Here is an 11,958-nt window from a genome sequence, read left to right as displayed (position 1 = left end):
TCTTTGCGCATTCAGTTTTGCTATCCCACCCCTTTCAGGAGCTATTCCATGTTTGAGAAACGCTACCGGATAACCTTATTATTTAATGCCAACAAAGTGTACGACCGACAAGTGGTGGAGGGCGTTGGCGAGTACTTGCAGGCTTCGCAATGTGACTGGGATATTTTCATTGAAGAGGATTTTCGCTGCCGCATCGATAACATTAGGGATTGGTTGGGTGATGGGGTGATTGCGGATTTTGATGATCGACAAATAGAGCAGCTACTGGCGAATGTCGATGTCCCGATTATTGGTGTGGGGGGGTCTTACCATCAAATAGAAGATTATCCACCGGTAGATTATATTGCGACAGATAACGCCGCCTTGGTGGAAGCAGCATTTATGCATTTGAAAGAAAAAGGATTAAATCGCTTTGCGTTTTACGGGCTGCCCGCCAGCAGCGATAAACGCTGGGCACAGGAGCGGGAATATGCGTTTCGACAATTAGTGGCCGCAGAACAATATCAGGGGGTCGTTTATCAGGGAATGGCCACCGCCCCTGCTAATTGGCAATACACACAAAATCGGCTGGCAGACTGGGTACAAACGTTGCCGCACCAGACAGGTATCATTGCGGTCACCGATGCAAGAGCGCGCCATTTATTGCAGGTTTGCGAGCATCTGGATATTGCAGTACCGGAGAAGTTAAGTGTTATCGGCATTGATAATGAAGAGTTAACCCGTTATTTATCGCGAGTGGCACTTTCGTCGGTAGTACAAGGCACACGACAGATGGGCTATCGAGCGGCTAAGTTGTTGCATCAGCGTCTTAATCAACGCCAAAAGCAACAAGAAGCCCCTCCATTGCAGCGTATTCTGGTGCCGCCGGTCAAAGTGATGGGGCGGCGTTCCACGGATTTCCGTTCATTACGCGATCCGGCAGTGATTCAGGCCATGCATTATATTCGCCATCATGCTTGCAAAGGGATTAAGGTCGAACAGGTGTTGGATGCGGTGGGCATGTCGCGCTCAAATCTGGAAAAGCGCTTTAAAGATGATATAGGGCAGACTATTCATGGTGTTATTCATGAAGAAAAACTGGATAGGGCGCGCAATTTGCTGTCTGCAACATCATTGCCTATCAATGAGATTTCACAGATGTGTGGCTATCCATCATTGCAATATTTCTATTCGGTTTTCAAAAAAGGGTATTCGATCACGCCGAAAGAACACCGCGATAAATATGGCGAAGTGAGTTATTAGCTGCTTGGTTCTGACGGTGATGATTCTACAATCCACCTTATCGGGCAGTTTTATTCATCATGTTTATCTAATGGATAGCGCCATACAATAAAAACGCTATAATCCCCCCTGACTCACTCTTCCCTATGGAAGATCATCGTCCCCGGTGGGGCGGCTGGACTTCAAATCCAGATGGGGCCGCCAGCGGTCCTTGGCAGGTTCGACTCCTGTGATCTTCCGCCAAAAGTCCTCTTTTTACGTCAACTCAAGTCAATAAAAATCCATATAAACCAATGGTTAACTTGTATTTTTTCTCTCCTGATGTCAAGCAGTGTCTGCTGAAATCTATCCCCAGAAGGAGAAATCATGCCCCTAACGGATGTTAAGGTGCGTACAGCTAAAGCGCGGGATAACCCTATAAGCTAGCTGATGGAGCCGGCCTCTATGCTATTGGTCAAAACGGTAAGTATTCCGCATAGTCGTGCCATTCATATTTAGAGATCTTTAGAAACTACGGCATAACGGCCAAAATGCAAAAAGGCATCGTGATAGATGCCTTTTCAAAGAGTTAATGACCGCGATGGCGGCTTTTGTTGGGTAGCACACCGATATCATCGACCTCCATATTAACGCACGTTATATAACCGATCACCGGTGAATCCAATTCTCTGAGAAATGGATAACGCAGCCTGCGAAACCAGCGTTCCTAACTCTTTTACCCGTTCTGGGTTTCCGACCATTTTTGATGAAAGGCATGCCACACTGATTGCCGCCAGAGGTGCATTGCGTGAGTCATATATCGGCGCTGCTACACAAAAGACATCCATATTGTGTTCACGATCGTCAATAGCATAACCCCGCTGACGCGATTGATTCATCTCTTCAAGAAGGCGCTCTTCGGTGGTGATAGTGGTGGGGGTAATCGGAGGCATGCCACCGGTTCGACGGACAATATCAAGCAAACGCTCATCAGAATAGGCAGAAAGCAGGGCTTTACCTAAACCGGTGCAATACATTGGGCGATTTGATCCCAGTTTGCAGGAAGTACGAACAGAACTTTCGCTTTCCGCTTTATCCAGATAAACCAGCATTCCACCACTTTCAATAGCCAGAAATGAGGTTTCATTCACCTGAGCGGTAATCTTCTCGAGAACGGATTTCGCCACGTCATAGAATGGCTTTTTATCGCGATATCCAGAACCAACCTGGAAAAGTTTGACCCCTAAACGGAACGACTTAAGCCGCTCATCCGCCACCTCAAGATACCCCTTATTCACTAGCGTATAGATAATATCGAACGCAGTACTTTTCGGGATAGCCAGACTTTTACTAATTTCTGTGATGGTTAATTCATTTGGACTGTGAGCGAGCAGTTCGAGGATCTCAATCGCCCGCCCCACTGAGCGGTTAAATTTGTCCATTGAAGACATGCCTTTAGAAAAATTTTCACTATTATAGCGTATCTACCCCCTCAAAATGCGTAAAAAAAGGACGCTTTATCAGCGCCTTGATCACAACCCCGGCAGGGTTATGCTGCCGGACGTCGATTTATTTTCGTGGTGTACTGCTGTAAAAATTAGGTTGGCATACATTTGCCTTGGCGAAATGTTGCGACGAAATTATCAGCAAGTTTGGTTAAGCCTTGCCAATTCCCGTCTGCAATCATTTGCTTATTAATAAGTTCGCTACCGACACCTACCGCAAATGCGCCTGCTTTTGCGAAACTTTCAGTATTCGCGAGAGTAACGCCACCAACGGCAATCAGGGCGAGGTTATCGAGTGGTCCCCTAATTTCCTTAAGGTAATCAATACCTAAGGCATTGGCTGGGAACAGCTTAAGTAGATCAATTCCCATACGGCAAGCTTGCATCATCTCACTAGGCGTAACGACAGCAGGAATCATAAGCCTCTGATGTTCATGAACTATTTTTACAACATCGGGATTAAAATCAGGTGCTAAGACAAAATTGGCTCCGGCATTTAGCACCAATTGAGCCATGATTGGATTCAATACCGTCCCGGCGCCCACATACATTTTATCGCCAAATTCTGTGGACAACATTTCAATGCATTGTAAGAACCCAGACGTGTTGCAGGTGACTTCAATCACTCGAATACCGCCGTCATATAATGCCTGTGCCAGCGGCAATACCTGCTCTGGTGTAATATGGCGCGCAATCGCGATGATCCCGGTATCTTCTATGGCCTGAATAACTTTTTGCTTAATCAAAGCATTTTCCTTCTCATCGGGAAATATAGCGTTAATAACCAGTAGAATAGGCGTCTGCGCTATCTACTGGCGTCATCAAATTCACACTCTTTAATGGGTTGCCGCGATAGGCTTAGTAACGAGGAACCAGTAGCACAAAGCCGCACATCCGGCGATGATACCGCCACTAACAAATGCCAGCGTGTATGAACCAGTAGCATCTGCAATCATCCCGGTGACCAGTGGTGATAGCGAACCGGCAAAATAGCCACCAAAATTCTGAATACTACCCACAGAACCGACCATCGCTGACGGAGCAACATCACCCGGTAATGCCCAACCGGTTGCGGAAAGTGCAGAAAGTAATGCCATCGCAATAACCAATAATGCTAATGTCGAAGTTAAACTGGTTGCGAAGGGAATACAGACCACAGTAATACCGGCTAATATGGCAGAGACGCTGATGGTGACGCGTTTCGCGACTAAGGAATCTTTAAATATTTCGCGGTCCATTAACCATTTTGAAATATATCCCCCGACTACAGCACCAACAATGCCACCAAAGTAAGGAATACTGGCGTAGATACCCAATGATTTAAGTTCAATATTTTGGGTTTTCATTAAATAAAGTGGTAGAAACGTTGTGAAAATATTCATCATCCATACGTAACAGAACCAGCCTAATATCATTCCCCACACACATTTATATTTGAATAATGAACCCCAGGTTATTTTCTTACCATCATCACCAATCGCGTTACCAACGGCGGTGCCACCACCACCTTCTTTAATATAATCTAATTCTTCTTCAGTAATCGTTGGGTGCTTTTCTGGTTGATGATAAAGAAAAATGAAGAAAATTAAGAAGACTAACCCAAGTGCACCAGCGATATAAAAGAGAGAGCGCCAGCCGAAAGGAACAATAATAGCAACTAAAATAGGTGGTGCTATTGCAGGGCCCCATTTTGATGCCGCATCCCAGAAGCCGGTAGCCAATGCGCGTTCTTTTTTCGGGAACCAAGTTGCCGTTATTTTTGCTGCACCAGGCCAGCAAGGAGCCTCGGTGACACCCAATAACGCACGAGCAAAAAGCAAGGTTGCCAGACTGCTACATGCTCCGGTGAGCATGGTTGCACCACTCCATAATCCAATAGCCCAGCCGTAGACTTTTTTGGGACCAAGTTTATCAACCAGCCAGCCTGAGGGAAGTTGACACATTGCATAAATCAGTGCGAAAACGGAACCCATCAGACCTATATCTGTATTCGTTAAATTCAAGTCTTTCATCATATCCGGTGCAGCGATAGATAAGCTTGCCCGGTCTATATAGTTAATAATACCGCCGACTAATAATAGAAATACAACAAACCATCTTTTCTTTCCGACTTTATTAGCAACTACCGTTGCTTTTACGGTTGTATTCATGGTGATTGCCCTATTAATACTTCATTCGTAGGATAGAGTGATTACAAAAGTTGTTTAAATCGTGCTAAGGCTATAATGCCAAGGCCTGATAATGGCTTCGGATTATCATCAATAACACGTATTTCTCCGGTAAAGAATGAATCATCTTTAATCAGTGTGCTGAAAGCCTCTTTGAGGATTCTCTTTCCACCAATGACAATCGTCATACCGGGCGTTATATTCAGCGCATCACTATTTTTAATAGCGGAAATATCACTGGATAACACAGCACCTAATAAAAAATTAGCTTTTTGATTTTTTGACTGATGCGCAAACATGTCGAGAATACGAACTGAAAAACAACTCCGGGAAAGGCCGACTTTTTGGCAAGTCCGGCTGCCTTGTAAGAGAGCTGTCCTGTCTATTTCGTCAGCGAAGTCGTGTTGTAGTGAACTGGCTAGAATCGTATTTTGTGTAATAACATCTAGAAGCTCTCCGCCAATGGTGGTGACACAACCAGTGATGCGGTTTTTCTCATCAATACGAATGAATTTTGAATGTGAACCCGGCAATATAATCAGCGCAGGTCCTTGCAAATTCATAGATTGAACAACGCCAATGACTTCCGTTTCTTCGCCGCGCATGATGTCCATGGCTTCAACGTTTTCTACCGATACGGATTGCGAATTATTCCGCACGCCGGGGACAAACCAAATGGGTTTTTCAGCCACTTCAGGCATGTCTACTTTTACCATCCCTTGAGCAAGCTCGGTAATTCCAGCAGGGGCAATTTGGTGTGCCAATTCATACAGGCCAACATTTGAGGTGATCATCCCAGATGACAACAGAATAAGAGGATCGTTATAGGTAATGTTGGCTTGTTTCATGGCGTCATCAATAGCCACCTTAACACCATTAATTAGCGTGTTTTTGCTCCCACTGATTGCCGTGTCGCGGACACCCACGGGTTGGAAAGACTTGGCAATAATGTCATTGTCTTTCCATACACTAACACGTGTATTTGTTGTCCCTGTATCTATGGTTATAACGTACATAGTAAAGTCCCAGAGGTTAAGTGAATACCGATTAATACTGCACTAGTTATTTTTTAATGTGCTATGTTTTAACAATCTCTTCATTTTAAAAATAAGGATTTTTATTAATTTCGGCTATTATTTGTAGGTGATTGTTATTTTATTTATTACATTAATTAATCTGTGATTTAGCGATATAGCACGCCCCTTTTATACTCAGTAAAGCTATTTCTTCCGGCTGAGTAATTGAAATCATATGGTTGTTAATCTTTTTGGTTTCTTTTAACATTTCTTGATATATTTTGCATCGCGCAGATTGGCCGATAAAAATAATATCGCCTGTCAGTGCAAACCCTTGTTCTTCTGCTTCATCAAAAAGTTTCATATCATCAGCTGCTATTGTACATTCGCAGTAGAATTTTCTTTCTGCTGCTGTCGTTGGTAATGAAAATTGAATAAAACGTGTAAAGAGAAGACTCCGTAACAAACCTGCACTACTGACGCATTGGTAAGCATGCTTGAGAATATCAGAGCAGTAGAAATCCTCAGTATCATTGTCAGAATCGATCATACTTGAGTTTATGAAGGTCTCTTTTTTTACTGCGGCATAAACTTGCCCGCTCAAGGACGTAATACTGCCAGCAATTGCACCATCTTTATTGATATGTATAATTTTTGTCGTTGAACCAAGTTCCACAATAGTTGCTGGTAACGTTAATGACATGCTGGATATGACACCAATAGCTTGCGTCTCCTCCCCACGCATCAGGTCGATTTTCCTGATATTTTCCCAAGTGGCTTCGCCAATATCATTTTTCACACCAGGAATGAATATAATAGGAAGATCAATCGGTAAAACTTTATATCCTGCGACCCGGCAAGTATGTTGAGCAAAGTCATTGATATTCACTGGCGCGATCAGATGAGGAACTTCCAGCAACCCCAGATTGGAAGTAATCATGCCTGAGGCAATAGCAAAATCGACATCATGCAACGAAAGCGCATTGTTACCCAATAAATCTTCAATTGCCTGAGTGAGTGCCTGTTTCAGTCGTTCATTATTTCCATCACTAACGGTGCTGTTTACCCCAATAGTAATTTCATGTTTGTCTTTTACCTCTTCCTGCTCAACTAAATACAATCGAGTATTTGTTGAACCGCAATCAATAATTATATACATATTAATTTCCCTGGCGTTTTCGTGTTGTTTCTTGAGAGATAACGATGAACTATCTCTCATTTAAATGATTATTTTTATTAAAGGCTGTGCTGATAAATATCTCTTATTGTTTCAGCATCAGGTACTTTGGGATTGTTGGATAACACGACTTTCATGGTGGTAAGCACATTATTCACCATCCAGTCAAAATGCTCCTCTTTGACACCAAGCTCAGTCAGTGTTGGTGTCATATTAATATAAGTTAGGAGACTTTTTACGGCGTCCACACTACTGGCGGCGGCTTGTTCGATGCTCATATTACGGGTATCGACACCCATCGCACGCGCGATAGCCGCGAATTTTTCAGGTGCTGCTGGCCATGTATATTCCATGAATGGCATATACATGGCGGCGATACCTTCCGCGTGAACGACATTTAATAACCCCCCCATTGGGTGTTGTAATGCGTGAGGTAGGGTTGTTCCTGCACAATCAATTGCCATGCCAGCCAATGAACTGGCAAATGTGACATTTTCCCATGCTGCTAAATCGCTAACATCGTCATAAACCCGAGGCAGATTTTGTGCAATAAGCTCGATGGCTTTTAAAGACAACATCTCACTCATTGGGTGTGCATTTTTAGAAATAAATGATTCCAATGCGTGGAACAGCACATCCGCACCAGGGCCTGCGATGACACGTTTTGGTAGTGTCAGCATCAGTTCTGCATCAATAATTGCCGCTTTGGGATAAATCAGTGGATTGACCAAGCCTTTCTTATCGTTGGTTTCAGGATTGGTGAAGACCGCAGTGCGGTTTGCTTCGCTTCCCGTGCCTGCTGTGGTAGGGATTAATACCACGGGCAGCGCCGAGGTTCCCTGTTTTACACCATAAACATAATCCCAGATGCTGCCTTCATTTTGGGCTGAAAAAGCAATACCTTTTGCCATGTCCATAGCACTGCCTCCACCGATGCCAATGACCAAATCGCATCCTTCGCGATTAGCCATCTCTGCTCCCTCAGCAACCAACGTTGAAAGTGGGTTTTGCATGAAACGATCAAATAGGCTGAAGGTGATCCCGGCTTGGGTGAGATATTCCTGCAATGAAACTAACTGCCCGGTGGGTTTGGCACTATCAGAAGCCACGATCAGCGCTTTCGTGCCATATGTGGCGGCGATTGTACCGGCTAGCTTGAACTTACCTGCACCAAAATAAAATTTCACTGGGTTCATGTAATCAAATGGCATGTTTATCTCCTTGTTCGTATATGCGTACACTGTTCGGATTTATGAATTCATCATAGGATGGATATTTTTATTCGACCAATAGAATTGTCACGAAGAGAGATCCGCATCACTATGTTTTTGGTTTGTGAAAAATATGATCGGCTAACGTAGCCAAAGAAAATGAGGCGACCTCTATGAAGAAAAGAATCAGATTCGATGTGAGATAAGGTGGCTTATTGAGGTTGGTATGCAGGTAGGATTTGGCCTCTACCTGCACGGGGAGCATTCACTACTTCGTTGAAATCAACATCGTTTAAACATCCTGAGCGGACTCTATTGCTGTTTTTTGCCTCTTAACTTCAGTCTGAATATCATTCTTCTGAGTGATTTGGACAGCAAGATAGAGATCTGGCACTACAATAATCTCTTCTGCAAAAGGTGACATATCGTTCTTCGTTAACCAGTCTGTGAGTTCCGTGTCACGGCCAGCAAGAATTAGTGTCACCCCTTTCGCTTTCAGAGTCGGAATAAGCTCTTTAAGCATGGCAAATACACTTGCGTCATTATAAGTAAAGCATGTAGCCGCATCGATCACGACCCACCGTGGTGGCGTTGGTGCACTGTTAACTAACGCAATGACGCGTTTTTTAAAATAGGTCGAATTAAAATAGGTCAAGATAGAATTGAAGCGATACATGATTAAACCATCAATAGGTTTAATATGTTCACCTGCATTAACAGAGTGGATTATCCCTTGATTGTCCACTCCGAGTAACTGATCTGTTGGCTTGAAAACAGTACGAAGGAATTGCAGTATGCCAAGAATAATAGCAAAGCCGATACCGTCGATAAGACCAACCACTAACACCGCGATTAGCGTAAATACGGTCAGAATATAGGCCGAACGGTTATGTTTTCGCATGGAAAAAATAGCTTTGAAACTAAACATGGACCATGCAGCATAAATAAGTACAGCACCGAGTGTTCCTAATGGAATGAAGCTCAGTGTTTGTGTCAGGAATAAAAGCACCAAAGCGATCGTCAGCGCTGCCACTATTGAAACCATTTGAGACTTGCCACCGTTGGCATCATTAACTGCAGTGCGGCTGGTTGCTGCACTGACCGCGAATCCTTGTGATAGCCCCGCGGCGATATTGATATAACCCAAGGCACGTAGTTCCTGATCAATATCGACTTCATAACCATTTTTACTAGCGAAACTTTGTACCGTCATCATAAAACTGACAATGCTGATTACGGCAAGATTGAGTGACGGAACGACAAGTTCACGTAATAAAATGGGGTCGAAATGGGGCATGGTAATATGTGGCAACCCTTGGCCTAGGCTACCAATAATGGTGATTCCTGCAGCATTGAAATCTAAGTACCAGCTTAACAATGTGGCAATCGTCATCACAATAAGGGGTCCTGGCCATTTGGGGCGTAATACTTTCAAAATAAACAGAATGGCAAGGCAGGTAATTGACAGTACTAATGTTAACTCATGTATTTCCGATAACTTACCGGGCAATGCAATCAGGCATTTAATTAAATCTGACGGTAGTGAGTTCAACCCCAGAATATTACCAATTTGCCCAACCATAATGGTGATGGCAACACCATTTAAAAGCCCTTGTAGAATAGGCTGAGAAAGAAAGTCAGCAAAGATGGCGAGACGGAAACGACCCGCAATGACGCACCAAAAACCAGTCATCATTGTCATGATAATGGCCATTTGCCAAATCGTGTCTTGGTTTCCAAGAGCAAGAGGAGCAACTGCTGCAGTGATGACCGCGCAAGTGGCTGCATCAGGGCCGACAATCAGCTGTCTTGAGGTGCCAAATAAGGCATAAACAATCATGGGTAAAATGCAGGCATAAAGCCCAATAATGGCATTGATGCCCATTAGTTCGGTATAGGCAATAGCGGTAGGTAATGCGACCGCTGCGACCGAAAGCCCTGAACGAATATCGGGCTTCAGATAAGCTTTATCATAATGGATGAAAGTTGCGAGCCCAGGAATCCACTGAGTTGTCCATTTTAGCTGCATTATATTGAGATCCTTAGTATCGATGTCATCAAAAATATCACCGCAATATTCTTTCTCTATAGCGTAGTCTATGAATTTGCTCTCATTTAGAAGAAATTCTTCGCTGGATTTTTATCAATACAGATTACTGCGGTCTTTTTATGCCAGACAACAGATCATGGGGAATTTATGCTGATCTAAATCAATAAAATGATCTCGGTTTTTCAGTGGTACTGATAATAAAGACATGTGCTTAAAAACAGTATTGACATCTCATGTAGAACACGTAAATTAGAATTCAACACCGGTGCAATTAGTAGCAAGCTTTTTATTTACCCGGTGTCCATGTAGCAGATTTAAAATAATGCGATAAAGGTCACGAAATATTTTTTTATGTGAGATTCGCTTTGAGTTTTCATATATTTAACTCATGCGATGATGCTTTAAAGCCATGCAATAAATCTTCATAATCGCATTTTGTGGACGATACGCGATGAGTTAAGGCTTTGTTGTTAATAGTAATGTTCGCGATTTGTGTACGTTAGTATGAGATCGAGGATATCGCGACGAAAGTAAAGCCACGTAACAAAGAGTATATATCGCGAGGGTGGTGTACTAATTTAGTTAGTGTTATCAAAAACATGGCTAAATTAAATTAAACGAGGAATGTTACCATTCAGTTAATATATTGGAGGGCAAAGTTAGTTACAAACGAAAATATTCCTGTAAAACATGTACATCTTTATAAACAGTATGAAAGTTAGTATCACGTTATTAAGTTGATTAATGTTTAATTTTAAATTTGTAGTACCTTAAAAGCCCTGACTAAATGTAGTCGGGGCTTTTATCATTTTGGGGCTAGTTTTTTATCTATTACAGTGGACTAGAGGGAATCGCTTGAGGCATGTTGATACTTTTATGTATGTCATTTTGTCCAACCAATGCCCTACTTGCAGGAGTAAATTATGATTGCTGTCATCTTTGAAGTGGAGCCTGCAGAAGGTGAATACAACACGTATCTAGAGTACGCCGCAACATTAAAATCTTTGCTGGAACAAATAGATGGTTTTATTTCAGTTGAACGTTTCCAGAGTTTGAGTCACCCAAAGAAATTACTCTCACTGTCATTTTGGCGAGATGAAGATGCAGTTAAAAAATGGCGGAATATTGAACAGCACCGTATCGCGCAAGCTGCAGGGCGTGAGGGTGTCTTCTCTGGTTATCGTCTACGAGTGGCAACAGTGGTGCGGGACTATGGATTAATAGAAAGAGAACATGCACCTGTTGATAGCCAGATTCACCATAAATAATAAATAGAGAGGGCTAAAGGCGAATTTTACAACTCTTATTGCTCCCTCTTCTTATCTTCCCTAACGGTAAACCTTCTCCACTTCGGCGACAAATCCCCCACAACTATTAAGCGAGATATCGCGCATTTTTAGTGTTTCAATGTAAAATTCGTGTGAAATATATGTGACTTCGTGCGCAAAAACAAACCAATTTTATGCTGCTTTCAACAGCGAAATCATGCCGAAAATCCTCTTGTTTGACTTTAAGTTAGAAAGTGGTGATCAATATCTATTTGATTTTAAATGGTATTAATGTCTCTGTGTTTGTGGTGTGAAATCTCCCATTCTCTTTTTCTCCGTGCTTGATTGTACTTGTCTATACGA

General features: G+C 42.8%; 9 protein-coding genes and 1 tRNA gene. 3 read left to right on the top strand and 7 right to left on the bottom strand.

Going from position 1 to position 11,958, the window contains the following annotated elements; all coding sequences use genetic code 11:
* Positions 1-48: 48 nt before the first annotated feature.
* Positions 49-1,242 (top strand): D-xylose utilization transcriptional activator XylR, encoded by a 1,194-nt coding sequence (gene xylR / locus HUZ92_RS09720; protein WP_050099446.1) that lies wholly within the window; start codon positions 49-51, stop codon positions 1,240-1,242.
* Positions 1,243-1,369: 127 nt separating this feature from the next.
* Positions 1,370-1,464, top strand: a tRNA-Sec gene (locus HUZ92_RS09715).
* 383 nt (positions 1,465-1,847) lie between these two features.
* Here HUZ92_RS09715 and HUZ92_RS09710 read toward each other — a convergent pair.
* From HUZ92_RS09710 to HUZ92_RS09680, 7 genes are all read right to left on the bottom strand, one after another.
* On the bottom strand, positions 1,848-2,642 hold the full coding sequence (locus HUZ92_RS09710; protein ID WP_174846818.1) for an IclR family transcriptional regulator: 795 nt from the start codon (positions 2,640-2,642) through the stop codon (positions 1,848-1,850).
* A gap of 155 nt (positions 2,643-2,797) precedes the next feature.
* A complete protein-coding gene (locus HUZ92_RS09705; protein ID WP_050099454.1) occupies positions 2,798-3,451 on the bottom strand; it encodes a bifunctional 4-hydroxy-2-oxoglutarate aldolase/2-dehydro-3-deoxy-phosphogluconate aldolase in 654 nt (217 codons plus the stop codon).
* 90 nt (positions 3,452-3,541) lie between these two features.
* Positions 3,542-4,855 carry an MFS transporter gene (locus HUZ92_RS09700; RefSeq protein WP_050099455.1) on the bottom strand — a complete coding sequence of 438 codons (1,314 nt, stop codon included), beginning with the start codon at positions 4,853-4,855 and terminating at the stop codon, positions 3,542-3,544.
* A gap of 41 nt (positions 4,856-4,896) precedes the next feature.
* Complete coding sequence (locus tag HUZ92_RS09695) at positions 4,897-5,889, bottom strand: 2-dehydro-3-deoxygalactonokinase (protein WP_050099456.1); 993 nt, start codon at positions 5,887-5,889, stop codon at positions 4,897-4,899.
* Positions 5,890-6,040: 151 nt separating this feature from the next.
* Positions 6,041-7,048 carry a 2-dehydro-3-deoxygalactonokinase gene (locus HUZ92_RS09690; RefSeq protein WP_174846817.1) on the bottom strand — a complete coding sequence of 336 codons (1,008 nt, stop codon included), beginning with the start codon at positions 7,046-7,048 and terminating at the stop codon, positions 6,041-6,043.
* Positions 7,049-7,125: 77 nt separating this feature from the next.
* Positions 7,126-8,277 carry an iron-containing alcohol dehydrogenase gene (locus tag HUZ92_RS09685; protein ID WP_050099458.1) on the bottom strand — a complete coding sequence of 384 codons (1,152 nt, stop codon included), beginning with the start codon at positions 8,275-8,277 and terminating at the stop codon, positions 7,126-7,128.
* Positions 8,278-8,569: 292 nt separating this feature from the next.
* On the bottom strand, positions 8,570-10,306 hold the full coding sequence (locus tag HUZ92_RS09680; protein ID WP_050099459.1) for a SulP family inorganic anion transporter: 1,737 nt from the start codon (positions 10,304-10,306) through the stop codon (positions 8,570-8,572).
* 944 nt (positions 10,307-11,250) lie between these two features.
* On the opposite strand from HUZ92_RS09680, the gene HUZ92_RS09675 reads away from it, so the two are divergent.
* The gene (locus HUZ92_RS09675) at positions 11,251-11,595 is read left to right on the top strand and encodes an antibiotic biosynthesis monooxygenase family protein (protein ID WP_050099460.1); all 345 of its coding nucleotides are present in this window, start codon (positions 11,251-11,253) and stop codon (positions 11,593-11,595) included.
* Positions 11,596-11,958: the final 363 nt, after the last annotated feature.

Source organism: Yersinia vastinensis (genome assembly GCF_902726565.1).
Taxonomy (GTDB): Bacteria; Pseudomonadota; Gammaproteobacteria; order Enterobacterales; family Enterobacteriaceae; genus Yersinia; species Yersinia vastinensis.
The sequence above is the reverse complement of the archived record's forward strand: the minus strand, read 5'-3'. Positions and strand labels throughout refer to the sequence as shown.

Coding starts and splice junctions, on each gene's coding strand:
- xylR (WP_050099446.1), top strand. CDS start 49: ATGTTTGAGAAACGCTACCGGATAACCTTATTATTTAATGCCAACAAA.
- HUZ92_RS09710 (WP_174846818.1), bottom strand. CDS start 2,642: ATGGACAAATTTAACCGCTCAGTGGGGCGGGCGATTGAGATCCTCGAA.
- HUZ92_RS09700 (WP_050099455.1), bottom strand. CDS start 4,855: ATGAATACAACCGTAAAAGCAACGGTAGTTGCTAATAAAGTCGGAAAG.
- HUZ92_RS09695 (WP_050099456.1), bottom strand. CDS start 5,889: ATGTACGTTATAACCATAGATACAGGGACAACAAATACACGTGTTAGT.
- HUZ92_RS09690 (WP_174846817.1), bottom strand. CDS start 7,048: ATGTATATAATTATTGATTGCGGTTCAACAAATACTCGATTGTATTTA.
- HUZ92_RS09685 (WP_050099458.1), bottom strand. CDS start 8,277: ATGCCATTTGATTACATGAACCCAGTGAAATTTTATTTTGGTGCAGGT.
- HUZ92_RS09680 (WP_050099459.1), bottom strand. CDS start 10,306: ATGCAGCTAAAATGGACAACTCAGTGGATTCCTGGGCTCGCAACTTTC.
- HUZ92_RS09675 (WP_050099460.1), top strand. CDS start 11,251: ATGATTGCTGTCATCTTTGAAGTGGAGCCTGCAGAAGGTGAATACAAC.